The sequence below is a fragment of the Sphingomonas sp. M6A6_1c genome (assembly GCF_053345135.1).
This window is the reverse complement of record NZ_JBKEZO010000007.1, coordinates 113,419-135,873: the sequence shown is the minus strand read 5'-3', so window position 1 is coordinate 135,873 and position 22,455 is coordinate 113,419. Positions and strand designations below refer to the sequence as shown.

The window sequence follows — 22,455 nt, the reverse complement described above, 5'->3', positions numbered from 1 at the left end:
ATACATAACCAGGCTACCGTATACAATATCCAATTGGCGGCATTGACAAATTAGTTTTTGAGCCGATCGTATACGATCGATGCGAGGGGATGGGCGATGGTGTCGCGGCGCGAGATGATGTTGGGGGCGGCGGTGCTCACGGTTGGGGGACGCGCCGGGGCGGCGGTCGTTGTGGACGGCTTCGCGGGGCCGGCGCGGCCGTTGCCGCTGACCGCGGTGCGGCTACGGCCGTCGGACCAGGCGACCGCGGTGGCGGTCAACCGGCGCTATCTGCTGCGGCTCGAGCCCGACCGGCTGCTGCACAACGTCCGCCTCTACGCCGGACTGCCGCCGAAAGCCGCGATCTACGGCGGGTGGGAGAGCGACACGATCGCCGGCCATACGCTCGGCCATTATCTCAGTGCCCTGGTGCTCGCCTGGCAGCAGGGCGGCGATCCCGAATTGCGGCGGCGGGCGGACTATATCGTCGACGAGATCGCCGAGGCGCAGGCGAAGCGCGGCACCGGTTACGTCGGCGCGCTGGGGCGCAAGACCAAGGAGGGCGCGATCGTCGACGGCGAGGCGATCTTCCCGGAGATCGCGCGCGGCGAGATCACGTCGGGCGGGTTCGATCTCAACGGCTCGTGGTCGCCGCTCTATACCGTCCACAAATGGCTCGCCGGGCTGCTCGACGTGCATCAGGCGTGGGGCAATGCGCGGGCGCTCGCGGTGGCGGAGGGGCTGGCGGGGTATATCGCGCGCGTCTTCGCCGCGCTGACCCCGGCGCAGGTGCAGACGGTGCTCGACTGCGAATATGGCGGGCTCAACGAAAGCTATGCCGAACTCTACGCGCGCACCGGCGCGGCGGAGTGGCTGCGGATGGCGCGGCTGCTCCACGACGACAAGGTGCTCGATCCGCTCGCGCGCGGCGAGGATCGGCTCGCCAATCTGCATGCCAATACGCAGGTGCCCAAACTGATCGGCCTCGCCCGGCTGCACGAGGTGAGCGGCGGCGATCCCGCCGCGGCCCGCGCCGCGCGCACCTTCTGGGAGGCGGTGGTCGCGCACCACAGCTATGTCATCGGCGGCAATGCCGACCGCGAATATTTCACCGCGCCCGACACGATCGCCGAGCATGTCACCGAGCAGACCTGCGAGCATTGCAACACCTACAATATGCTCAAGCTGACCCGGCATCTGTGGGCGTGGCAGCCGGATGGCGCGCTGTTCGATTATTACGAGCGCGCGCAGCTCAACCACGTCATGGCGCAGCAGGACCCGGCGACCGGCGGCTTCACCTATATGACGCCGCTGATGAGCGGGGCGACGCGCGACTTCTCGACCACCGCGGACGATGCGTTCTGGTGCTGCGTCGGATCGGGGATGGAGAGCCATGCCAAACATGGCGATTCGATCTTCTGGGAAGGCGCCGACGGCACCTTCTACGTCAATCTCTACACCCCCGCCGATGCCGATTGGGCGGCGCGGCATGCCCAGGTGACGCTCGCCACGCGATACCCGTTCGAGCCGCAGGCGACGCTGACCTTCACCAGGCTGCGCCGCGGCCGTTTTCCGGTCGCGCTGCGCGTGCCGGGCTGGGCGGGCGCGGCGGCGCGGGTCACGGTCAACGGCGAGCCGGTGACGCCGGTGCTGGCGCGCGGCTATGCGACGGTGACGCGGGCGTGGCGCGCGGGCGACCGGATCGCGATCACGCTGCCGCTCGCGCTGCGGCTGGAGCCGGCACCGGGCGATGCGCGCACCGTCGCGGTGTTGCGCGGGCCGCTGGTCCTCGCCGCCGATCTCGGCGCGGCGGAGACGCCGTGGGAGCAGGCCGATCCGGCCTTGGTCGGCAGCGACCTGCTCGCCGGCTTCACGGCCAGCGATCCCGCCGCCGCGCGGTATGCGACGCATGACGTGCTGCGGCCCGGGGATCGCGATTTCGTGCCTTTCTATCGCCAGTATCGCCGGCGCAGCGCCGTCTATTTCCGGCGCTTCGACGCGGCCGAATGGGCGCGCGAGGAGGCCGCCTTCACCGCCGAACAGGCGCGGCTGCGCGACGTGGCGGCACGCTCGGTCGACGTCATGCACCTAGGCGAGATGCAGCCCGAGCGCGATCATGGCCTGACCAGCGCCACCTCCTATCCCGTCACCTATCGCGGGCGCACCGGCCGCGATGCGCGATCGGGCGGCTGGTTCGAATGCACGATGGCGGTCAAGCCGGGGCCGCTGCTGTTGCAGGCGAGCTATTGGGGCGGCGAACGGTCGCGCGACTTCGACCTGCTGATCGACAATGTCAGGATCGCGACGCAGCATCTCGGCAACGATGCGCCGGGGCGCTTCTTCGACGTCGCCTATCCGCTGCCCGAGGCGCTGACCCGCGGCAAGCGTTCGGTGCGCGTCCGCATCGTCCCGCATGACGGCAGCACCGCCGGTCCGGTGTTCGGCCTGCGCATCTATACCGCCAAACCGGGAGACACCGTATGACCGATCACGCCGGCGTCCCGATGACGCTCGCCGCGCTGCGCGCGCTCGCCCGCGCCAAGCTGCGCGCGGTGGGGCTTGCCGAGGATCATGCCGAGGCGGTGGCGGAGACGATGGTCGCGGGCGAGCGCGACGGCTGCGCCAGCCACGGCATCTACCGGTTGCTGGTCGCCGCGGCGAGCGTCAGGGCCGGCGTGGTGGTGCCCGACGCGGTGCCGGTGGTCAGCCGCCCGGGCAAGGCGCTGGTCCGCGTCGACGGCGGCGGCGGCTTCGCGCAGCTCGCCTTCGCGCGCGGTTTGCCGGTGCTGGTCGCGGCCGCGCGCGAACACGGCATCGCCGCGCTGGCGCTCAACCATGTCGTCCATTTCGCCGCTTTGTGGCCGGAGGTGGAGGCGCTGGCGCGCGAGGGGTTGGTCGCGCTCGCCTGCACGCCGTCGCACGCCTGGGTCGCACCGGCGGGCGGTACGCAGCCGGTGTTCGGCACCAACCCGATCGCCTTCGGCTGGCCGCGGCCGGCGGGCGATCCCTTCGTCTTCGACTTCGCGACCAGCGCGGTGGCGCGCGGCGAGATCGAGCTGCATCGCCGCGCCGGCCTGCCGGTGCCGGAGGAATGGGGCTATGATGCCGAAGGCGCGCCGACCACCGACGCCAAGGCGGTGCTCGACGGTGCGATGCGGACGTTCGGCGGCCACAAGGGGTCGGCGCTCGCCGCGATGGTCGAGCTGCTCGCCGGGCCGCTGATCGGCGATCTCACCAGCCGGGAATCGCTGGCGCTCGACGGCGCCCGCGGCGGATCGCCGGTCGGCGGCGAACTGATCGTCGCGATCGATCCCGCCGGCTTCCTGGGGGAGGCGGCCGCCGGGCATCTCGCGCGTGCCGAGGCGATGTTCGCGGCGATCGAGGCGCAGGGCGCGCGGCTGCCCTCGGCCCGGCGCTATGCGGCGCGGGCGCACAGCCTGTCGGACGGCGTGGTGGTGCCCGCGGCGCTGCACGCCGAGATCATGGCGATCGGAACGGGAGCATGAAGGTCGCGATGATCGCCGCGCTCGCGCTGCTCGCGACGCCGGTTGCGGCGGCGCCCGCGCCGAACCGCGCCGATGCGCGGCTGCGCGCGCTCTACACCGCCGAATATGCGTGGCGGAAGCAGCAGTTGCCGCCGAGCGAGGACGACGACAAGGACAGCGCGCGCAGCCTGCCCGATGTCGGCGCGGCGGCGCAGGCGGCGAAGCTCGCACGCTGGACGCAGACCGCGACGGCGCTCGCCGCGATCCGCCCCGCCGCGCTGTCGCCGGCGGCGCGGGTCGACTACGGCGTCTATGCCGCGCAGATCCGCGCCTTGCTCGCCGAACAGCGGTTCCGCGATTACGAGATGCCGCTGACCTCGGATTCGAGCTTCTGGAGCGACCTTGCCGATCAGGCGCGCGAGCCTTTCTCGCGGCCCGAGGATTATACCCGCTATCTGGCGTTGCTGCGCGCCGTCCCGCGCTATTTCGACCAGAATATCGCCAATATGCGGGCCGGGCTGGCGCGCGGCTTCACCCCGCCGAAGGTGACGCTCGCCGGCCGCGACATCGGCGTCGCGCAGGTGGTGGAGGCGGGGGGCGGGGAGGGCTCGCCTTTCTATGCGCCGTTCCGCACGATGCCCGCGACCATGGCCGCCGCGACGCAGGCAAGGCTGCGCGCCGAGGCGCTGGCGGCGTTGCGCGACGCGGTGGTGCCCGCGCATCGCCGGCTGCTCGCCTTCCTGCGCGACGACTATATCCCCGGCGCGCGCAGCTCGCTCGCGGCCTATGACCTGCCCGACGGGCGCGCCTATTACCAATCGAAGGTCGCCGAATATACGACGCTCGACCAGACGCCGGCGCAGGTCCATGCGATCGGCGTCGCCGAGGTCGCGCGCATCCAGGCGCGGATGCGGCAGGTGATGACGACGGTCGGGTTCGAGGGCGACCTGCCGGCGTTTCTGGCGATGCTGCGGCGCGATCCGCGCTTCTACGCCAAGACGCCGCAGGCGTTGCTCGACCGTGCCGCCTGGATCGCCAAGAGCTTCGACGGCAAGGCGGCGCGCTATTTCGGGCGGCTGCCGCGTGCGCGCTTCGCGATCAAGCCGGTGCCCGCCGATCTCGCGCCTTTCTATACCAGCGGCCGGGGCGGGCCGGGGGTCTATCTGGTCAACACGTACGATCTGCCGTCGCGCGCGCTCTATGCGCTGCCCGCGCTGACGCTGCACGAGAGCGCGCCGGGCCACGCCTTCCAGATGCCGCTGGCGGCGGAGAACCACGACCTCCCCGCCTTCCGCCGCGAGACCTATCTGTCGGTCTATGGCGAGGGCTGGGCGCTGTATTGCGAGGCGCTCGGCGAGGAGATGGGGATGTACGAAACCCCCTACGATTTGTTCGGCATGCTGAGCTATCAATCGTGGCGCGCCTCGCGGCTGGTGGTCGACACCGGCATCCATGCGATGGGCTGGAGCCGCGCACGCGCCCAAGCCTATCTGCACGACCACACCGCGCTCGCCGATCACGAGATCGAGACCGAGGTCGACCGCTACATCGCCTGGCCGGGGCAGGCGCTGAGCTATTATACCGGCGAACTGGCGATCCTGGCGGCGCGCCACCGCGCCGAAGCCGCGCTCGGCCCCCGCTTCGACATCCGCGCCTTCCACGACACCGTGCTCGCGCTGGGATCGGTGCCGATGCCCGAACTCGACCGGCGGATCGACGCCTTCATCGCCGACGGCGGCAAGGGGCCGTATCCCGAGGCGGAGCGCTGAGGGCGTCGGCGCCGCGCCGTCAGGGCGTCGGGCCCTCCGGATCGAACGGCCGGTCGATCGAGGGTTGCGGTTCGGTAAACCAGGCGGCGCCGTCGGCGGTGACGTGGAAATGGTCTTCCAGCCGGATGCCGTAGCGATCGGGGACGACGATCATCGGCTCGTTCGAAAAGCACATGCCCGGCGCCAGCGGCGTGGTGTCGCCGCGGACGAGATAGGCGGGCTCGTGGATCGACAGGCCGATGCCGTGGCCGGTCCGATGCGGCAGGCCGGGCAGGCGATAATCGGGGCCGAGCCCGGCGCGTTCCAGCACCGCGCGCGCCGCCGCGTCGATCGCCTCGCAGGGTACGCCCGGCCGCACCGCGGCGAAGGCGGCGGCCTGCGCCTCCTTCTCCAGCGCCCAGGTCGCGCGGACGTCGTCGTCGACGCGGCCGAAGGCGTAGGTGCGGGTGATGTCCGACTGATAGCCGTGGATCGCGCAGCCGGTGTCGACCAGCACGAGCTGGTCGTCGGCGAGCGCCTGATCGCCGGGCAGGCCGTGCGGGAAGGCGGTCGCGGTCCCGAACTGCACCGCGCAGAAGGTATAGCCCGGCGCCCCCAGCGCGCGATGCGCGTCGTCGATGAAGCGTTTCACCGCGCTGGCGCGGATGCCGGGTGCGAGGATGCGCGCGGTGCGGCGGTGGACCTCCAGCGTCATCGCCTTGGCCTGCGCCATCAGCGCGAGCTCGGCGGGCGATTTGATCATGCGCAGCCCGTCGATGACAGCGGCGCCGTCGGTCACCGTCAGCGTCGCGCCGAGCCGCCGCGCCACCGCGAACGGCAGCAGCGGGTCGAGCGCCAGCGTCGCGCCGGCGGGCAGCGCATCGACGACCAGCGCGACGGGGTCCGCGTCCTCCTCCCACAAGCGGATGTCGGCGGCGATCTCCAGCTCGGCGACCAGCGAGCCGCGTTCGAACGCCGGGCAGATCACGATCGGCTCGCCCGCGACCGGCAGCAGCAGCGCGACCAGCCGTTCGGTCGGCGACCAGCCGACGCCGGTGAAATAGCGCAGCGACGCGCCCGCAGTGACGAGCAACGCGGCGGCGCCGCTCGCCGCGGTCGCGGCGCGCGCGCGGGCGAGGCGGTCGCTGCGCTCGTCGGCGCCGATCACCGGTGCCGGGTCGCTCCAGGGGGTTAGGGTGGCGAGTTCCGCCGCTGCGGTCGATCCGCCGATGGTCATCGTGTTGCTCCGAAACGGTCGAGGGAAAAGGGGGCGAGGTCGATCGGCGCGGCCCGGTCCGCGACGAGCGCGGCGACGATCTCGCCCGTCGTCGCCGCCAGCGTCAAGCCGAGATGCTGGTGGCCGAAGGCGTAGAGCAGGTTGCGCGCGCGCGCCGACCGGCCGATCGCGGGAAGATAGTCGGGCAGGGTCGGCCGCGCGCCCATCCAGCGCGTGAACGGCGGCCGCATCGCCAGCCCTAGCGCCTGCACCTGCGCCTCGAGCCGCTGCCATTTGCGCGGGTCGGGCGGTGCGGCGGCATTGCCGAATTCGACGAAGCCCGATGCCTGCACGTGACCCGCGTAACGGGTGACGATCATCGAGCGGTCCTCGAACACCAGCGGCGGGCAGTCGGCGGGCCAGGCGTCGGCGGCGGCGCGGATGTGATAGCCGCGCTCGGCGATCAGCGGTGCGGCATGGCCGGCGGCGGCGACCAGCGGCGCGCTGCCGATGCCGGCGGCGACCACCACCAGATCGGCGGCATGGCCCGCGACCCCGGCGCGACCGTCGCGGACGCTGAGCGTCGCGGCGGCGCGGACGATGCGCCCGCCGGCGGCGATCAGCGCCGCCTCCAGCGCGGCGGCGAGCGCGCCGAGATCGGTGATCTGGCCGCTACCCGAAAAGCGGATAGCGCCGGCGACCGGCACCGCCGCCGCCGCGGCGATCCGCGCGCGATCGTCCGGGCCCGCATCGGCGATCGTCGCGACGCCGATGTCGGCCGCGCGCCACGCCGCGGCGCCGCGCGCGGCGCTGCGCCGGTCGTTCCAGACGACGAGATGGCCGTCCTCGCGCAGCAGCGCGGGCGCGTCGATCGCCGCGACCAGCCGCCGCCATGCCGGCATCGCGGTGGCGAGCAGCCCGCCGAGCGCGGCGCTGCCGTGGCGGAAGCGCGACGGCCGGCTGGCGGCGAGATAGCGCGGCACGAAGCGCAGCCAGTCGCGCGCCATCGCCGGCGGCAGGTCGAGCGCGCCGCCCGCGGCGAAGCGGCGCCGCCACGCGCCCGCCACCGATGCCGGCGAGGCGAGCGGCGCGACCTGCTCGACCGCGATATGGCCGGCGTTGTTCCACGACGGTGCCTGCCGGTCGGCATCGCGATCGATCACGGTGACGGCATGGCCGGCGCGGGCGAGCGTCACCGCCGCCGACAGCCCCACCACACCCCCGCCGAGAATCGCGACCTGCCGTTGCATCATCTTGTCCTTGCCGCGCTTCTATGACTTGGTATACGATATTCCACGGACGATAGAGGACGCAAGCAGCATGACGATCGGGTGGAGGGGCGTTTTCCCCGCGGTGACGACTCAGGTGCGCGAGGATCTTTCCATCGATCTGCCTGATACGCAACGCGTCGTCGACGATCTGGTCCGCGACGGCGTTACCGGCGTGATCGCGCTGGGTACGGTCGGCGAGAACAATTCGCTCGACTTCGACGAGAAGGTGACGACGCTGACCGCGATCGTCGAGGCGGTGGCGGGCCGCGTGCCGGTCGTCACCGGCGTGTCGGAATACGATACCCGCCGCGCGGTGCGCTATGCGCAGGCCGCGGAGAAGGCCGGGGCGGACGGGCTGATGCTGCTGCCGCCGATGGTCTATGTGCCCAAGCCGCACGAGTTGGTGAACCATTTCCGCGGCGTCGCCGAGCAGACCGGCCTGCCGATCATGCTCTACAACAACCCGCCCGCCTATCGCACCGTGATCGACCAGGAGGTGCTGTCCGCGCTGGTCGAGGTGTCGAACATCGTTGCGGTCAAGGAATCGGCCCCCGATACGCGCCGCTTCACCGACTTCCGCAACGCGTTCGGCGACCGCTATGTGCTGTTCGCGGGGCTCGACGACGTCGCGCTCGAAGGGCTGTTCCTCGGCGCGCAAGGCTGGGTGTCGGGCCTCACCAACGCCTTCCCGAAGGAGTCGGTCGAGCTGGTGCGCGCGTTCGAGCGCGGCGATCACGCCAAGGCGATGGAAATCTATCGCTGGTTCATGCCCTTGCTTCACCTCGACGCCGAGCATGACCTCGTCCAGTCGATCAAGCTCGCCGAACAGGTGATGGGCCGCGGCTCGGAGCGCGTGCTGCCGCCGCGCTACGTGCTGGAAGGCGCACGCCGCGCCGAGGTGATCGCGATGGTCGAGAAGGCGGCGGCGACGCGGCCCGACCTCGGCTGAGCCACGGAACGATGCGCCACACCTTCTTCTGCATCGACGGCCACACCGCCGGCAATCCGGTCCGCCTCGTCGCCGGCGGCGCGCCGCTGCTGAAGGGGGCATCGATGTCGGAGCGGCGTCAGGATTTCCTGGCGCGCTTCGACTGGATCCGCACCGGCCTGTGCTTCGAACCGCGCGGTCACGACATGATGTCGGGCGGCTTCCTCTATCCGCCGACCATGCCGGATGCGGATATCGGCATCCTGTTCATCGAGACCAGCGGCTGCCTGCCGATGTGCGGCCATGGCACGATCGGCATCGTCACCTTCGGACTGGAGCACGGGCTGATCCAGCCGGCGACGCCGGGGCGGCTGCGTGTCGAGGTGCCGGCGGGGGTGATCGACATCGCCTATGAGACGGCGGGCGACAAGGTGACCGCGGTGCGGATCACCAACGTCCCCTCCTATGTCGCCGCGACGGGGATCGCGATCGATGTCGCGGGGATCGGGCCGCTGTCGGTCGACGTCGCTTATGGCGGCAATTATTATGCGATTGTCGAGCCGCAGGGCGCGTATACCGGGCTCGACGATCTCGGCGCCGACCGGATCATCGCGCTCAGCCGCGGCGTCCGCGCCGCGGTGCGGGCGGCGTTCGAGCCGGTCCATCCGCTCGACCCGACGATCCGCGGCGTCAGCCACGTTCTATGGGCCGACCGGCCGAAGGGCGAGGGCGCCGACGGTCGCAACGCGGTCTTCTACGGCGACAAGGCGATTGACCGTTCGCCGTGCGGCACCGGCACCTCGGCGCGCCTCGCGCATCTGACCGCCAAGGGCGTGCTCGCGGTCGGCGACCGCTTCGTCCACGAAAGCTATATCGGCAGCCGCTTCATCGGCCGCGTAGAGGCGGCGACGACGCTGGGCGACACGCCCGCGATCGTGCCGTCGATCGAGGGATCGGCGATCGCCACCGGCTTCAACACGATCTGGATCGACCGCGCCGACGCCTTCTGGGAGGGGTTCCAGGTCACGTGACCGTGCGGCAACCCGGCGCCCCGCGGTGAGCATCGTGATCCGCACCCTCTCCGAACGCGTGTTCGAGATCGTCCGCGAACGGATCGTCACCGGCCAGTTGCCGACCGACACGCCGCTGCGCCAGGATGCGCTCGCCGCCGAGCTGGGGGTGAGCAAGATCCCGCTGCGCGAGGCGCTGGGGCGGCTGCAACAGGAAGGGCTGCTGACCAGCCAGGCCAATCGCGGCTATATGGTGCGCGCGCTCTCCACCGATCAGGCGGAGGAAATCTATGCGCTGCGCCTCGCGATCGAGCCGGCCGCCGCCGCTCATGCCGCCGCCTGCGCCGATCCGCCGGCACGCGACGCCGCAGTGCAGGCGTTCGAGCGGCTCGATCGCGCCGCCGGCAGCAACCTCGCCGCGGTGGCGATCAGCAACCGCGAATTCCACGTCGCGCTGGTGCGCCCGGGCGGGCGCCTGCTGACCACGCAGCTGATCGAGCGATTGTCGATCCTCGCCGAACGCTATGTCGTCGCGCATCTCGTCCCCGCCGGGCGCGAGACGCGCGCGCATCAGGAGCATCGCGCGCTGCTCGACGCTTTCCTCGCCCGCGACGGGGCGGGGCTGGAGGTGCTGCTCTCCGGCCATATCGCCGCGACGCTCGCCGATCTGCGGGAGCAGTTCGCCGCCCGCTGACGGCATCATCATCACAACGGGGGACACGATCATGCTGGGGCCACGCAAATCGCTCGATGCCGTCCTGCGGCACGATGCCGGACAGGCGCTCGCCAAGACGCTGTCGTGGCCGCACCTGATCGCGCTGGGGGTGGGCGCGATCGTCGGTACCGGCATCTACACGCTGACCGGGGTGGGCGCCGAGCGCGCCGGGCCGGCGGTGATCCTCGCCTTCGCGATCGCCGGGGCGGTCTGCGCCTGCGCCGCGCTCGCTTATGCCGAACTGGCGACGATGATCCCCGCGGCGGGCAGCGCCTATACCTTCAGTTATGCCGCGCTCGGCGAGACCGCCGCCTGGGTGGTCGGCTGGAGCCTGATCCTCGAATATTCGCTCGCCTGCTCGACCGTCGCGGTGGGATGGGCGGGCTATCTGGTCGGCTGGATCGACTCGGCGGGCGTGCACCTGCCGGCGCTGCTGCTCGCCGGGCCGCATGGCGGCGGGCTGATCAACCTGCCCGCGGTGCTCGTCGCGCTCGGCGTGATGGGGCTGCTGCTGCTCGGCACGCGCGAGAGTGCGACGCTCAACATCGTGCTGGTGATCGTCAAGCTGACCGCGCTGGCGATGTTCGTCGCCTTCGCGCTGCCCGCGTTCGACGCGCACAATCTCCACCCGTTCATGCCCTATGGCTTCGGCTCGGTGGAGAGTGGCGGCACCAAGCGCGGCGTGATGGCGGCGGCGGCGATCGTCTTCTTCGCCTTCTACGGTTTCGATGCGGTCGCGACGTCGGCGGAGGAGGCGAAGAACCCCGGCCGCGACCTGACGATCGGCATCATCGGCTCGATGCTCGCATGCACGCTGATCTATATGGCGGTCGCGGTCGCCGCGGTCGGCGCCTTGCCGTTCGCGCAGCTCGGCCATTCCGCCGAGCCGCTCGCGCTGGTGCTGCGCACGCTCGGCCGGCCGCTCGCCGGCCATCTGATCGCGCTCGCCGCGGTGGTCGCGCTGCCCTCGGTGATCCTGGTGATGATGTACGGGCAGAGCCGCATCTTCTTCACCATGGCGCGCGACGGGCTGCTGCCGCGCAGCCTCGCGACGCTGAGCCCGCGCACCGGCGCGCCGGTGCGGATCACGCTGCTCACCGGCGTGTCGATCGCCCTGGTCGCCGGGTTCTTCCGGCTCGACGAGATCGCGGAGCTCGCCAATGCCGGCACCCTGCTCGCCTTCATCGCGGTGGCGGCGTGCATGATGGTGCTGCGCCGCCGCGCGCCGGAGGCCAAGCGACTGTTCCGCTGCCCGGCGCCGTTCGTCGTCGGCACGCTCGCGGTGCTCGGCTGCCTCTATCTCATCGCCAGCCTGCCCTCGGCGACGCTGGTGCGCTTCGTCGGGTGGAATGCGATCGGGCTGGTCGCCTATCTCGCCTACGGCCGGCGCCACGGGCTTGCCGCGCGGCACTGACGGCACCGGCGTCGGCGTCGTACGTTCGGGGCGGATGGCTGAACCAACCTCCGACGGCGCGCGGCGCCTGCCGCCCCTGCTCGCCGGGATCGCGCTGATCGCGGTCGGGTTGCTGATCCTGCTGGTCGGCGCGTTCGCGACGAGCCGTTACCCCTTCGCCTTCGACCGCGCGATCATCGTCGGTGCGCGGGCGTGGGGCGGCCCGGCGTGGCTGCCCACGGTGGCGGGCGACATCACCGCGCTCGGCGGCGGCGTGGTGCTGACCGTGATCGTGGTGATCGTCGCCGGTTTCCTGCTGATCCAGCGATTGTGGCTGACCGCGCTGGCGACCGCCCTCGCCAGCCTGACCGGCGGCTGGGTGGTCGATGCGGTCAAGGGCGTCGTGCTGCGCGCGCGCCCCGACCTCGTGCCGCACCTCGTCGATGCGAGCGGCTACAGCTTCCCGAGCGGCCATGCGACGTCGAGCGCGGTGGTCTATCTGACGCTCGCCTCGCTCGCCGGGCAGGTGACGCCGGACCGTGCGGCGCGGCGCTACCTGCTCGTCGTCGCGGTGCTGCTGGTCGGCGCGATCGGGTGCAGCCGCGTGTATCTCGGCGTCCACTGGCCGAGCGACGTGCTGGCGGGCTGGAGCTTCGGCACGTTGTGGGCGCTGGGCTGGTGGACCGCCACCGCGCGGGCGCGGGTGGCGATCGGCGGCGAACGCTGACCCGTCGCCGCGGCGGCGCGACATGGACAAATTGGACACCTTAACGGAAACGATCCAGCCCTATCGTTTCCATTGCTGTACCGATGAGAAAGAGCGCGACTTGCGCTGCGTCGATACCAAATCCGTGTCGTGTAGGACAGCGGCCGGCATTTCCCCTGTCATAACAAGGCGCAATGCCGGCCCCCGACCAATCAGCCGCGCTCGGCGAGCTTGCGCTCCCAGGCGAGCGCGTCCTTGACGATCGTTTCGAGATCGTCGCGCTCCGGCCGCCACGGCAACGCGGCGAGGATCGCGCCATTGTCGGCGACGAGCGCGGCGGGGTCGCCGGCGCGGCGGCCCTCGTAGCGGCGCTGGATCGTCATGTTGGTGACGCGATCGACCGCGTCGAGCACCTCGTTGACCGAGAAGCCGCGATTGTAGCCGGCGTTGAGCGTGTGGCTCCTGGCGGGCTCGGCGATCAGCAGTTCGAGCGCGGAGACGTGCGCGGCGGCGAGGTCGCTGACGTGGATATAGTCGCGCACGCCAGTGCCGTCGGGCGTGTCGAAGTCGGTGCCGAACACCGATACCGCCTCGCGTTTGCCGGTCGCCGCTTCGACGGCGATCTTGATGAGATGCGTCGCGCCGACCGTCGACTGGCCCGAACGGCCCTGCGGATCGGCGCCGGCGACGTTGAAATAGCGCAAGGCGCAATAATTGATCGGATGCGCCGCGGCGACGTCGCGCAGCATCGCCTCGGTCATCAGCTTCGACATGCCGTACGGGTTGATCGGCACGGTCGGATCGGTCTCCTGCACCGGCACCTTGACCGGCGTGCCATAGGTCGCCGCGGTCGAGGAGAAGATGAAGTGCGGCACGCCCTCGACCACCGCGCTCTCCAGCAGCGCGCGCGTCGCGGCGGTGTTGTTGCGATAGTATTTGAGCGGGTCGCTGACCGATTCGGGCACCACCACCGATCCGGCGAAATGCATGATCGCGCGCACCCGATGATCGCGGATCGTCGCGCGGACCTTGTCGTCGTCCTCGATCGCCGCCTGCACCAGCGTCGCGCGCGGATCGACCGCCCAGTCGAAGCCGGTGACCAGATTGTCGACGACGACGACCTCGTAACCCGCGTCGAGCAACGCGAGCACCGCATGGCTGCCGATATAGCCGGCGCCGCCGGTCACCATCACCTTACCCTCGAACGCCATCGTCGTGTCTCCCGTCTTTCGCGCGCCCTACCGCGTTCCTACATCGGCGCAAAGGAGACTATTATGACCGAATATGTGACACTGGCCGGTGGCTGCTTCTGGTGCACCGAAGCGGTGTTCAAGGACGTCATCGGGGTCGAGAGCGTCGAGAGCGGCTATATCGGCGGTTCGGTGCCCGACCCGACCTACCAGCAGGTCTGCGGCGGCGACACCGGCCATGCCGAGGCGATCCGCATCGGCTACGATCCCGAGCAATTGCAGCTCGGCGACCTGCTCGACATCTTCTTCGCGACGCACGATCCGACGCAGCTCAACCGCCAGGGCAACGACGTCGGCACGCAATATCGCTCGGCGATGTTCCCCGCCGACGAAGGGCAGGAGGCGGCGATGCGCGCCGCGATCGACCGCGCGCAGGCGGACTCGGCCAAGCCGATCGTGACGACGATCGAACCGATGACGACCTGGTATAGCGCCGAGGGCTATCATCAGGATTATTGGGAAACCTCGGGCCGGTCGAACCCCTATTGCATGGCGGTGATCCCGCCCAAGCTCCAGAAGCTGCGCAAGAGCTTCGCGGCGCGCTCGCGCGCGGTGACGGCGTAACCCAAGTCCTCCCCCGCCAGGGGGAGGTGGCACGGCGAAGCCGTGACGGAGGGGGAGGACAGGGCGGGAGCTACGACAACGAAGCTCCCACCCTGTCCTCCCCCTCCACCATTCGGCTAGCGCCGAACGGTCCCCCTCCCCCTGGCGGGGGAGGAATGATTTAGACCTTGCGGGCCAGCGCCTTTCTCAGCTTGGCTCGCACCAAGATTATTGGGAAACCGCGGGCCGGTTCGCGGCACGCTCGCGAGCGGTGACGGCGTAACCATTCCTCCCCGGTACGGGGAGGTGGCGCCGCGTAGCGGCGACGGAGGGGGGCTTCCACGCGCGATACGCCTGCGGTGACCCCCCTCCACCACCACGCTGGCGCGTGGCGGTCCCCCTCCCCGTGCCGGGGAGGAGCCTGGACCTTGCGGGCGAGTGCCTTTTTCGGCTTGGCGTGCATCAGGATTATTGGGAATCCGCGGGCCGGTCGGACCCCTATTGCATGGCGGTGATCCCGCCCAAGCTCCAGAAGCTGCGCAAGAGCTTCGCGGCACGCTCGCGCGCGGTGACGGCGTAACCCAAGTCCTCCCCCGCCAGGGGGAGGGGGACCGCCACGCGTCAGCGTGGTGGTGGAGGGGGAGGACAGGGTGGGAGCTACGACAACGAAGCTCCCACCCTGTCCTCCCCCTCCACCATTCGGCTAGCGCCGAACGGTCCCCCTCCCCCTGGCGGGGGAGGAATGACATTACACCTTCCGCGCCAGCGCCTTCTTCAGTTTGGCGTGTGCGGCGGCCTTGATCTGGCAGACCCGCGCCGCGCCGACGCCGATCACCTGCCCGATCTCCTCGAGGTTCAGTTCCTCGACGTAGAACAATTGCACCACCAATGCCTCGCGCTCGGGCAGCGCGGTGATCGCGGCGATCAGCGTGTCGCGCAGGTCGCTCTCCGCGAGCTGCTCGAAGGCGTCGGGCGTGTCGTCGGCGAACCAGGGCAGATCGTCGGCATAGACCTCGTCCATCGATTCGAAGCGGACCGCATCGGCGGTCTCGTAATCGGCACGCAGCTTTTCCACCGTGATCCCCAGTTCCTTGGCCAGCGTCGCCTCGTCGGGCGCGCGGCCGGTCCGTGCCGTCACCGCGGCAATCGCGGCATGATATTGCCGCCGCCGCCGCATCGCGCCGCGCGTCGTCGTCGCCTGCCGGCGCAATTCGTCGATCATCGCGCCGCGCAGCCGGGTCTGCAGATAGGCGCGGAATTGCGCGCCCTGTTCGGTAGCCTGGTTGACCGCCTCGACCAGCGCGACGAGGCCGATCTGCACGAGATCCTCGACCTCGACGATCGTGCTCATCGAGCCATGGACGTGCCAGGCGATGCGGCGGACCAGCGGCAGATATTGCCGGATCACCGCCTCCGGATCGCCGCCCGGGCGGGTGGCGCGCGAATAGGTCAGCGGGCCCTGCGGCACCAGCGCGGCGGGCGCGGGGGTGGTCGGCGCGAACACCTGCTTCATCGGCTCCATGCTCATGCGGCGAGCGCCTGATGCTGCTGGCCGATCACCGCGACGACCTCGACGGCTTTTTCTTCGGGCACTTCGAAGAACGATAGCACCGGCGTGTCGGGCAGCACGGTCTTGACCAGCTTGCGGATCGCGAGGCGGATCGCCGGCTGGACGACGAGCGCGAACGGCTTGGCCTCGGCGATCAGCGGCTGCGCCGCCTCCTGCAACGCATCGACGATGCGGCGGCCGAGGTCGGGCTCGATGACGTGGCGGCGCGACTGGTCGGCGCGCGCCGCCTGGCCGAGCAGCCCTTCGAGCTGGCCGTCGAGCGTCATCACGCGCAGCGGCTCGCGTACGCCGCACAGTTTCTGGATGATCAGCGGGCCGAGTTCGGGGCGGATCAGTTCGACGATTTCCTCGGCGTCGGCGCTGCGCGTCGCGGCGACGGCGATCGCCTGGGCGATGCGACGGAATTCCTTCAACGGAATATTCTCCGCGAGCAGGCCCTTGAGGACCTGGGTGAGGGTGGTGAGCGGCAGCGGATTGGGGGTGAGCGAGGCGACGAGCTGCGCCGCGCGCTCCTTCAGCCCGTCGAGCAGCGACTGGACCTCGTCCGGCCCGAGCAGATCGGTGGCGTTGGCGCCGAGCAGATGGTTGAGATGCGTCGCCATGACGGTGCCGGCATCGACGACGAGGAAGCCCGCGCCGGTCGCCGCATCGGCATCGCCCGAAGCGATCCAGGTGGCGTCGAGGCCGAAGGTCGGGTCCTTCGCCTTCTTGCCGGTGAGCGCGCCATAGGCCTGGCCGGTGTCGAGCGCGAGCATCTCGTCGGGCGACACCTGGTCCTCGCCGAGCACGACGCCGTTGATCAGGATGCGATAGGTGTAGGGCGCGAGGTTGATGTCGTCGCGCACGCGGCATTGCGGCACGACGAAGCCGAGTTCGCGCGACAGTTGGCGGCGCACGCCGGTGATCCGGCCCATCAGCGGCGCACCACGGCGCGGGTCGACCAGCGGCACCAGGCCATAGCCGATGTCGAAATTGACCTGCATGCCGTCGGTGACCTCGTCCCAGTCGATCTTGGACGGATCGGCGGGCTCCTCGGCCACCGCGGGCGCGGCCTCGACGAGCGGGCGGCGCTCGATCTGGCGCAGCTTCCAGGCGGCGAAGCCGGCGATCCCCGCCGCGGTGAGGATGACGACGTGCGGCATGCCGGGCAGCAGCCCGAGCAGGCCGAGGATCACCGCGACCGGCGTCCAGGTGCGCGGGGACCCGAACTGGCCGCCGATCTGGCCGGCGAGGTCCTTGTCCGACGACACGCGGGTGACGATCGCGGCGGCGGCGATCGACAGCATCAGCGACGGCAGCTGCGCGACGAGCGCGTCACCGATCGCGAGCAGGATATAGCTTTTCGCCGCCGCGGCGATCGTCATGCCGTGGCTGACCGGGCCGAGGATCAGCCCGCCGACGACGTTGGCGGCGAGGATCAGCATCGCGGCGACCGCATCGCCCTTCACGAACTTCGACGAACCGTCCATCGAACCGTAGAAATCGGCCTCGGTCGCCACTTCGACGCGGCGCTTCTTGGCGTCTTCGGGGGTGATCAGGCCGGCGTTGAGATCGGCGTCGATCGCCATCTGCTTGCCGGGCAGCGCGTCGAGCGTGAAGCGCGCCGAGACTTCCGACACGCGGCCCGCGCCCTTGGTGACGACGATCAGGTTGATGATCATCAGGATCGCGAAGACGAAGATGCCGACGACATAGTCGCCGCCGATCAGGAAGGTGCCGAACGCCTCGATGACGTGGCCCGCCGCGCTCTCGCCCTCGTGGCCGTGGACCAGCACGATGCGGGTCGAGGCGACGTTGAGGCCGAGGCGGAACAGCGTCGCGAACAGCAGCACCGTCGGGAAGGACGAGAAGTCGAGCGGCTTCTGCGCGTTGAGCGACACCATCAGCACCGCGAGGCTGATCGCGATATTGGCGACGAAGAAGATGTCGAGCAGGAAGGCCGGGATCGGCACGACCATCACGACGACGAGCAGCAGGATGGCGAGCGGCAGCGCCGCGCCGCGGCCGGAAGCGAGCAGCTTGTTCACCTCAGCGCCCTCCCATGCTGGCGAGCATCATATAGGCGAGCCTTGCGTTCTGCGGCGACGGGCGCAGCAGCGCGTTCGCCGAGGCCGGATTGGTGTTGAGCCGTCCCCCCATCCGCCCCATCGCCTGCGACGCCCAGGCGAGTGCGTCCTCGGCGCTTTCGTTGCCGCCGGTGACGACGGTCGAGCCGTCCATGTCGAGCGATTGCGCGGCGAAGGCGAGATTGGCCTTGCGCGTCTCGGTGGTGCTGTCGCTCGCCGCGCCGAGCTTGTCGGCGAACCTTTGGTAGATCGCCTCGAGCGACCGCGGCTGGCCGTTGCCGGCGTAGAAGATCGAGCGATTGGCGCCGGCGGCCTGCGGGAACAGCGACGCCGCGGACGCGCCGGGGTTGCTCTGCATCGCCGACAGGAATTTCTTGGCGCCGCCGAGGCCGAGGAAATGCGCCATATAGAGGTCGGTGCCGTTGGTGGAGCGACCCAGCGTCCCCTCCAGCACGTCCTTGTTGTCGGAAGCGTGCTCGGCGGCCATCAGCGAGGCGGCGGTGGGATCGTTGCGCAGCGCGAGGATCGCCGAGCGGGTGGCGGGATCGCCGACGGTGAAATGGCCGTGCGACTGGCCGATGCTGTCGGCGGCCCAGGCCATGCCGTGCTCGGCGCCGTGCTTCTTGACCACCGCGAGCCAGCTCTGCTCGACGAACTGGTACAGGCCCGACGCCGACGAGGTGCCGGCGCGCGCATTGGCGTTGAGGCCGCTCTCGATCTTGGCCTGGCCGAGCAGATAGTCGAAATCCACGCCCGTCTTGCTGCTCGCAAGCGCGATCGCGGATTGCACCCGGCTGGAGGTAATCGGATTGACGGTCATTACGAAGAAAGCACACCCCAATAGTCACAGGGGTGATCAGCAAGGACCGTGCCAGTTCTGCCCGGACGCCCCCGTGCAGGGGGGACCGGGTCACGCGTAGGCCGACACCATCGTCGGGCGGAAGCCGTGGCCGGCATCGCCGGTCAGAAGTTGCAGGCGGCGGCGAACATTTGCCGCCATCAGGTTGACGTAGATCCGGCAGGTCTCGTTCAGCCGGTTCGCCTCGTCGGCGAGCGCGCGGACGTCGTCGCCCGCGGGGCCGGTGCCGAGCGCCGCCACCTGTTCGATGCCGGCGAGCTTCTGCTGCGTCGCGCGCTCGAGCGCGGTGACGTTGTTGGTCTTGAGCGCCTCGATCTCGGCATGCAGCGAGTCGATCACCTGGATGAGGGCATCACGCCGCGTCATGGCCATCCCAATTGAGCCGGAGTGCAAGGAGCCGGTCGGCGATCGTCGCCGGCAGGATCGGGAACGACCCGTTCTGGATCGCCTTCTTGATCGCATCGACGCGGTCGCTGTCGACCGGCGGTTCTGCGGCCAATGTCTTGGCAAGGTTGGTTAATTGCGTAGCGTTGTTCGCCGCGGGCGCCTGTTGCGCCGCCTGCTGCAGCGCCGGCTGCACCACCGGCGTGGCCGCTGGGGCGGCGACGCGCGAGACGCTTCCACTTCCGTTCAGCGGCGTTGAGCCGATCGAGTCCACCATGTCCGCACCTATCTGTGTCGCCTGACATGAGGATAAACGGCCGGTTGCCGCCTGGCTTTAACGAAAAAGATTCGGCGGTCACGCAGGCCGGGTCATTCGCCCCAGCCGGGCAGGGTGGCACGGCCGCTCTCCAGCGCGATCGCCTGGACCGGCCCCTTGGCGTCGTCGACCTTTACCATGAAGCGGCCGCCCGGCGCGGCGTCGCCCATCGCGACGCCCTCGCGGCTGATCGAAAAGCCGTTCGACCCCGCCTCGATCACCACCGGATCGCCGCGGCGAATCACCGGCTCGGCCTTGGCGGCGACGGTCATCGGGCGGGCGGCGGTGGCCGGCGCCGCGGCGGCGGGGCGGATCACCGGCACGAAGATGCGCCAGTCCGGCCCCGAACAGGAGACGACAACGGCATCATGCGCCTCGGTCCGCCACGCCAGCGCGACGGTGGAGCAGGGGGCGAGCCGCAGCCGGCTGTCGATCGCGGTGCGCGCGCCGCCCTCCGCGCCGATCGGGCGGCTGGTGAAGGCGGAGACGGCGCGGTCGAGCCCGCCGATGTCCTGAAAGGCGATCGCGCCACCCATCGGGGCGCCGGCGGCGAGGAGCAGGGGAAGGAAGATCATGGCTGCTGGTCCATCGTGTTGGATTGTTCGCCGACGAAGGCGAGCGTGACGATCGCGGCACGGCGGCCGGAACGGTTGCTGGTCGTGACGGTGATGCGCGGGCCGACCGGGGCGAGTGCCGCGGCGAGGCTGCGGGCACGATCGGCGGCGAGCAGGGCGGCGCTGCCGGTGGCGGGATCGACGTCGGCGGCGCTGCCGTCGGTCGATCCGGTCACGGTCAGCGCGACACGCGGATCGCGCACCGCCTCGCGCGCCCAGGCGATCACCGCGGCGGGGCTGTCGGGCAGCGCCGCGCTGCCCGGTGCGAAATCGAGCAGGCCGGCGGCCATCACCGGCAGCGCGGCCGGGGCCGGGGCACCGCCGAAGCTCTGGCGCAGCGCATCGGTGATCGCGCGCGGCTTCTCGCTCGCCTGGATCAGCACGAAGAAGCCGACCAGCAACAGTGCCAGGTCGGCGAGCGTCACCAGCCACAAGGGCTTGGTCGGCGGCGAGGGCGGGTAGAAGGAGTCGCCGGTCATGCGACGCTCTGCAACGGATGGCGCGGGGTCTCGCGCAGCGCGAGCGCGAGCAGCGGCGCCTCGATCCGCGCGCGCTCGAACGCCTCGATGCGGCCGGCGGCGCGCAGGCGGTGGCAGATCGGGGTGAGCACCAGATTGGCGAGCAGCGCGCCGTAGAGCGTCGCGAGCAGCGCGATCGCCATCGCCCCGCCGATCGCCTTCGGGTCGGTCATGCTGGCGAACATGCTGGCGAGGCCGATCAGCGTGCCGACCATGCCCATCGCCGGCGCCGCCTCGGCGGCGGACGACCAGACCTCGGCGATCGCGACGTGCCGCGCGACCCGCGCCTGGCGGTGATAGCGCAGCAGCGCCTCGACCTCGCGCGGGTTGCCGCCATCGACGATCGCGGCGATCGCGGCGGCGACATCGGGGTCGGCGATCACCGAACGGTCGAGCGCGACGACGCCGTGGCGCTTGGCGATCCGCGCCTGCGCGGCGATCTGGTCGAGCAGCGCGTCGGCACGGAACGGCCGCCGCGCGAGCACGCGCAACGCCGAAACCGCGCCGAGCGCGTCGCGCAACGGCGCGCGCAACACGGCGGCAAGCACCGTCCCGCCGCCGACGATGGCGAGCGCGACGGGATCGAAGAGCTGGGCGATCAACATGCGCGTGCCGATGCAAGGGGCGGGCCAGTTTGCGGTGGGCGGGTCGCGGCCGTTTTCGGTCCGGCCGTATTCTTCCCCCGTCATGCCGGCCTTGAGCCGGCATCCCGCTTCTTGCCGTCCTTCGAAGAAGCGGGACCCCGGCTCAAGGCCGGGGTGACGGCGTCGGTCTGGAACACAAGCGCCCATAGGCGATAACCCTCCCGTCATCCCGGCGTAAGCCGGGACCCATGGCTATGGTCGGCCGATGGCGCTCGCGACGTCAGCGATCCGTGTCCATGGATCCCGGCTTTCGCCGGGATGACGAGGAGAATGGTAAACCCGCGCGACACCATCCGCGCCTTCATCCGGCAGCCTTTGCCGCTCCCCGGCAATCCCCGGCAAGCGCTTGCCGGCTGCCTTGCCGTTCCCTCGTCGGCGCCCTGCCGGACGCGAAAAAATCGCCGCCACCCGCCCGGAATCGAAAACTGGCACGGCGGTTGCTTAAGTCCTGGCAGCGCAATGGTGCGCCGGAGATTTGGGCCGATGGCCGCAGAGAGTTTGTTCGGAGTGCACGGTGCCGCCCTCGAAGTGCGCGGCCAGCGCATGGGCGTCCTGGCGTCGAACATCGCCAACGCCTCGACCCCCGGCTTCAAGGCCAAGGACATCGACTTCAAGTCGGCGCTCGCGTCGATGGAGCAGGACGGCAACGGCAGCCTCGACGCCGCGACGAAGTACCGCGTGCCTCTGCAGACCTCGATGGACGGCAACACCGTCGAGCTCAACGAGGAACAGACCGCCTTCGCCGAGAACGCCGTCCAGTATCAGACGACGCTGTCGTTCCTGAACGGGCGCATCGGCCAGATCACCCGCGCGTTGAAGGGGGAGTAAGCCCGTGGCCGATCCGATGAACGTCTTCCAGGTCGCCGGCCGTGCGATGAGCGCGCAGCTCATCCGCATGAACACGACCGCGTCCAACCTCGCCAACGTCGGCGGCACCACCGGTTCGGCGGAGACCGCGTACAAGACGATGAAGCCGGTGTTCCGCACCAGCTTCGACGCCGCCAGCGGCCTCGCCACCGTCGACGTCGAGAAGATCGTCACCGCCGGGGAATCGCCGACCAAGGTCTACGACCCGAACAACCCGCTCGCGGACAAGGACGGCAATATCTACCAGGCCGCCGTCGACGAAAGCCGTGAACTCGTCGACATGATGGAGACCGCGCGCTCCTACCAGAACAACGTCGAGGTGATGAACACTGCCAAGCAGCTCACCATCGATACCCTCAAGCTGGGACGCTAA

Annotated in this window: 22 protein-coding genes and 1 pseudogene; 12 read left to right on the top strand and 11 right to left on the bottom strand. The window is 70.3% G+C overall.

The window, feature by feature from the left end; all coding sequences use genetic code 11:
• The first annotated feature begins 96 nt into the window (after nucleotides 1-96).
• From ACLBWH_RS16010 to ACLBWH_RS16000, 3 genes are read left to right on the top strand one after another with little or no spacing between them, the layout of a single operon-like run.
• Entirely contained in the window at nucleotides 97-2,463 is a 2,367-nt protein-coding gene (locus ACLBWH_RS16010) for a beta-L-arabinofuranosidase domain-containing protein (protein ID WP_447799832.1), read from the top strand.
• Complete coding sequence (locus tag ACLBWH_RS16005; RefSeq protein WP_447799831.1) at nucleotides 2,460-3,485, top strand: Ldh family oxidoreductase; 1,026 nt, start codon at nucleotides 2,460-2,462, stop codon at nucleotides 3,483-3,485. Before ACLBWH_RS16010 ends, ACLBWH_RS16005 begins: the two co-directional genes overlap by 4 nt.
• The gene (locus tag ACLBWH_RS16000) at nucleotides 3,482-5,233 is read left to right on the top strand and encodes a DUF885 domain-containing protein (protein WP_447799830.1); all 1,752 of its coding nucleotides are present in this window, start codon (nucleotides 3,482-3,484) and stop codon (nucleotides 5,231-5,233) included. The genes ACLBWH_RS16005 and ACLBWH_RS16000 overlap by 4 nt, the downstream gene beginning before the upstream one ends.
• A 19-nt stretch (nucleotides 5,234-5,252) precedes the next feature.
• Here ACLBWH_RS16000 and ACLBWH_RS15995 read toward each other — a convergent pair whose 3' ends face one another.
• Both ACLBWH_RS15995 and ACLBWH_RS15990 read right to left on the bottom strand, forming a co-directional pair.
• A complete protein-coding gene (locus tag ACLBWH_RS15995; protein ID WP_322848592.1) occupies nucleotides 5,253-6,449 on the bottom strand; it encodes a M24 family metallopeptidase in 1,197 nt (398 codons plus the stop codon).
• A complete protein-coding gene (locus ACLBWH_RS15990; RefSeq protein WP_447799829.1) occupies nucleotides 6,446-7,681 on the bottom strand; it encodes an NAD(P)/FAD-dependent oxidoreductase in 1,236 nt (411 codons plus the stop codon). Before ACLBWH_RS15990 ends, ACLBWH_RS15995 begins: the two co-directional genes overlap by 4 nt.
• A 67-nt stretch (nucleotides 7,682-7,748) precedes the next feature.
• On the opposite strand from ACLBWH_RS15990, the gene ACLBWH_RS15985 reads away from it, so the two are divergent.
• Genes ACLBWH_RS15985 through ACLBWH_RS15965 form a run of 5 tightly spaced genes read left to right on the top strand, consistent with a single transcriptional unit; the run spans nucleotide 7,749 to nucleotide 12,472 of the window.
• Nucleotides 7,749-8,648 (top strand): dihydrodipicolinate synthase family protein, encoded by a 900-nt coding sequence (locus ACLBWH_RS15985; RefSeq protein ID WP_322848594.1) that lies wholly within the window; start codon nucleotides 7,749-7,751, stop codon nucleotides 8,646-8,648.
• A gap of 11 nt (nucleotides 8,649-8,659) precedes the next feature.
• Nucleotides 8,660-9,658: a 4-hydroxyproline epimerase gene (locus tag ACLBWH_RS15980; RefSeq protein WP_447799828.1), complete on the top strand. Its 999-nt coding sequence runs from the start codon at nucleotides 8,660-8,662 to the stop codon at nucleotides 9,656-9,658.
• Nucleotides 9,659-9,683: 25 nt separating this feature from the next.
• Nucleotides 9,684-10,331, top strand: a complete 648-nt coding sequence (locus ACLBWH_RS15975) for a GntR family transcriptional regulator (RefSeq protein ID WP_447799827.1) — start codon at nucleotides 9,684-9,686, stop codon at nucleotides 10,329-10,331.
• 31 nt (nucleotides 10,332-10,362) lie between these two features.
• The gene (locus ACLBWH_RS15970; RefSeq protein WP_322848597.1) at nucleotides 10,363-11,766 is read left to right on the top strand and encodes an amino acid permease; all 1,404 of its coding nucleotides are present in this window, start codon (nucleotides 10,363-10,365) and stop codon (nucleotides 11,764-11,766) included.
• 34 nt (nucleotides 11,767-11,800) lie between these two features.
• Nucleotides 11,801-12,472, top strand: coding sequence for a phosphatase PAP2 family protein (locus ACLBWH_RS15965; protein WP_447799826.1), 672 nt, complete (start codon nucleotides 11,801-11,803; stop codon nucleotides 12,470-12,472).
• 191 nt (nucleotides 12,473-12,663) lie between these two features.
• On the opposite strand, the gene galE is transcribed toward ACLBWH_RS15965, so the two are convergent.
• The gene (gene galE / locus ACLBWH_RS15960) at nucleotides 12,664-13,662 is read right to left on the bottom strand and encodes a UDP-glucose 4-epimerase GalE (RefSeq protein ID WP_447799825.1); all 999 of its coding nucleotides are present in this window, start codon (nucleotides 13,660-13,662) and stop codon (nucleotides 12,664-12,666) included.
• A gap of 63 nt (nucleotides 13,663-13,725) precedes the next feature.
• Between galE and msrA the strand changes: the two genes are divergently transcribed.
• Nucleotides 13,726-14,265 (top strand): peptide-methionine (S)-S-oxide reductase MsrA, encoded by a 540-nt coding sequence (gene msrA / locus ACLBWH_RS15955; RefSeq protein WP_447799824.1) that lies wholly within the window; start codon nucleotides 13,726-13,728, stop codon nucleotides 14,263-14,265.
• A 439-nt stretch (nucleotides 14,266-14,704) separates the two neighbouring features.
• A pseudogene (locus ACLBWH_RS15950) lies at nucleotides 14,705-14,824 on the top strand (peptide-methionine (S)-S-oxide reductase MsrA); the annotation flags it as partial.
• Nucleotides 14,825-14,992: 168 nt separating this feature from the next.
• Here ACLBWH_RS15950 and ACLBWH_RS15945 read toward each other — a convergent pair.
• From ACLBWH_RS15945 to ACLBWH_RS15910, 8 genes are all read right to left on the bottom strand, one after another.
• Nucleotides 14,993-15,772, bottom strand: a complete 780-nt coding sequence (locus ACLBWH_RS15945; protein ID WP_447799823.1) for a FliA/WhiG family RNA polymerase sigma factor — start codon at nucleotides 15,770-15,772, stop codon at nucleotides 14,993-14,995.
• The gene (gene flhA / locus ACLBWH_RS15940) at nucleotides 15,769-17,841 is read right to left on the bottom strand and encodes a flagellar biosynthesis protein FlhA (protein ID WP_322848602.1); all 2,073 of its coding nucleotides are present in this window, start codon (nucleotides 17,839-17,841) and stop codon (nucleotides 15,769-15,771) included. Before flhA ends, ACLBWH_RS15945 begins: the two co-directional genes overlap by 4 nt.
• A gap of 1 nt (nucleotide 17,842) precedes the next feature.
• Nucleotides 17,843-18,700 (bottom strand): lytic transglycosylase domain-containing protein, encoded by an 858-nt coding sequence (locus ACLBWH_RS15935; protein WP_322848603.1) that lies wholly within the window; start codon nucleotides 18,698-18,700, stop codon nucleotides 17,843-17,845.
• A gap of 90 nt (nucleotides 18,701-18,790) precedes the next feature.
• Nucleotides 18,791-19,105, bottom strand: a complete 315-nt coding sequence (locus tag ACLBWH_RS15930) for a flagellar protein FlgN (protein ID WP_322848604.1) — start codon at nucleotides 19,103-19,105, stop codon at nucleotides 18,791-18,793.
• On the bottom strand, nucleotides 19,092-19,400 hold the full coding sequence (flgM, locus tag ACLBWH_RS15925) for a flagellar biosynthesis anti-sigma factor FlgM (protein ID WP_447799822.1): 309 nt from the start codon (nucleotides 19,398-19,400) through the stop codon (nucleotides 19,092-19,094). Before flgM ends, ACLBWH_RS15930 begins: the two co-directional genes overlap by 14 nt.
• A gap of 92 nt (nucleotides 19,401-19,492) precedes the next feature.
• The gene (locus ACLBWH_RS15920) at nucleotides 19,493-20,014 is read right to left on the bottom strand and encodes a flagella basal body P-ring formation protein FlgA (protein ID WP_322848606.1); all 522 of its coding nucleotides are present in this window, start codon (nucleotides 20,012-20,014) and stop codon (nucleotides 19,493-19,495) included.
• Nucleotides 20,011-20,532: a flagellar motor protein MotB gene (locus ACLBWH_RS15915; RefSeq protein ID WP_322848607.1), complete on the bottom strand. Its 522-nt coding sequence runs from the start codon at nucleotides 20,530-20,532 to the stop codon at nucleotides 20,011-20,013. The genes ACLBWH_RS15920 and ACLBWH_RS15915 overlap by 4 nt, the downstream gene beginning before the upstream one ends.
• On the bottom strand, nucleotides 20,529-21,176 hold the full coding sequence (locus ACLBWH_RS15910) for a motility protein A (protein WP_447799821.1): 648 nt from the start codon (nucleotides 21,174-21,176) through the stop codon (nucleotides 20,529-20,531). Before ACLBWH_RS15910 ends, ACLBWH_RS15915 begins: the two co-directional genes overlap by 4 nt.
• A 522-nt stretch (nucleotides 21,177-21,698) precedes the next feature.
• On the opposite strand from ACLBWH_RS15910, the gene ACLBWH_RS15905 reads away from it, so the two are divergent.
• Both ACLBWH_RS15905 and flgC read left to right on the top strand, forming a co-directional pair.
• Entirely contained in the window at nucleotides 21,699-22,043 is a 345-nt protein-coding gene (locus tag ACLBWH_RS15905; protein ID WP_038663697.1) for a flagellar basal body rod protein FlgB, read from the top strand.
• A 4-nt stretch (nucleotides 22,044-22,047) separates the two neighbouring features.
• Nucleotides 22,048-22,455: a flagellar basal body rod protein FlgC gene (flgC, locus tag ACLBWH_RS15900; RefSeq protein ID WP_038663694.1), complete on the top strand. Its 408-nt coding sequence runs from the start codon at nucleotides 22,048-22,050 to the stop codon at nucleotides 22,453-22,455.

Coding starts and splice junctions, on each gene's coding strand:
- ACLBWH_RS16010 (WP_447799832.1), top strand. CDS start 97: ATGGTGTCGCGGCGCGAGATGATGTTGGGGGCGGCGGTGCTCACGGTT.
- ACLBWH_RS16005 (WP_447799831.1), top strand. CDS start 2,460: ATGACCGATCACGCCGGCGTCCCGATGACGCTCGCCGCGCTGCGCGCG.
- ACLBWH_RS16000 (WP_447799830.1), top strand. CDS start 3,482: ATGAAGGTCGCGATGATCGCCGCGCTCGCGCTGCTCGCGACGCCGGTT.
- ACLBWH_RS15995 (WP_322848592.1), bottom strand. CDS start 6,449: ATGACCATCGGCGGATCGACCGCAGCGGCGGAACTCGCCACCCTAACC.
- ACLBWH_RS15990 (WP_447799829.1), bottom strand. CDS start 7,681: ATGATGCAACGGCAGGTCGCGATTCTCGGCGGGGGTGTGGTGGGGCTG.
- ACLBWH_RS15985 (WP_322848594.1), top strand. CDS start 7,749: ATGACGATCGGGTGGAGGGGCGTTTTCCCCGCGGTGACGACTCAGGTG.
- ACLBWH_RS15980 (WP_447799828.1), top strand. CDS start 8,660: ATGCGCCACACCTTCTTCTGCATCGACGGCCACACCGCCGGCAATCCG.
- ACLBWH_RS15970 (WP_322848597.1), top strand. CDS start 10,363: ATGCTGGGGCCACGCAAATCGCTCGATGCCGTCCTGCGGCACGATGCC.
- ACLBWH_RS15965 (WP_447799826.1), top strand. CDS start 11,801: ATGGCTGAACCAACCTCCGACGGCGCGCGGCGCCTGCCGCCCCTGCTC.
- galE (WP_447799825.1), bottom strand. CDS start 13,662: ATGGCGTTCGAGGGTAAGGTGATGGTGACCGGCGGCGCCGGCTATATC.
- msrA (WP_447799824.1), top strand. CDS start 13,726: ATGACCGAATATGTGACACTGGCCGGTGGCTGCTTCTGGTGCACCGAA.
- ACLBWH_RS15945 (WP_447799823.1), bottom strand. CDS start 15,772: ATGAGCATGGAGCCGATGAAGCAGGTGTTCGCGCCGACCACCCCCGCG.
- ACLBWH_RS15935 (WP_322848603.1), bottom strand. CDS start 18,700: ATGACCGTCAATCCGATTACCTCCAGCCGGGTGCAATCCGCGATCGCG.
- ACLBWH_RS15930 (WP_322848604.1), bottom strand. CDS start 19,105: ATGACGCGGCGTGATGCCCTCATCCAGGTGATCGACTCGCTGCATGCC.
- flgM (WP_447799822.1), bottom strand. CDS start 19,400: ATGGTGGACTCGATCGGCTCAACGCCGCTGAACGGAAGTGGAAGCGTC.
- ACLBWH_RS15920 (WP_322848606.1), bottom strand. CDS start 20,014: ATGATCTTCCTTCCCCTGCTCCTCGCCGCCGGCGCCCCGATGGGTGGC.
- ACLBWH_RS15915 (WP_322848607.1), bottom strand. CDS start 20,532: ATGACCGGCGACTCCTTCTACCCGCCCTCGCCGCCGACCAAGCCCTTG.
- ACLBWH_RS15910 (WP_447799821.1), bottom strand. CDS start 21,176: ATGTTGATCGCCCAGCTCTTCGATCCCGTCGCGCTCGCCATCGTCGGC.
- ACLBWH_RS15905 (WP_038663697.1), top strand. CDS start 21,699: ATGGCCGCAGAGAGTTTGTTCGGAGTGCACGGTGCCGCCCTCGAAGTG.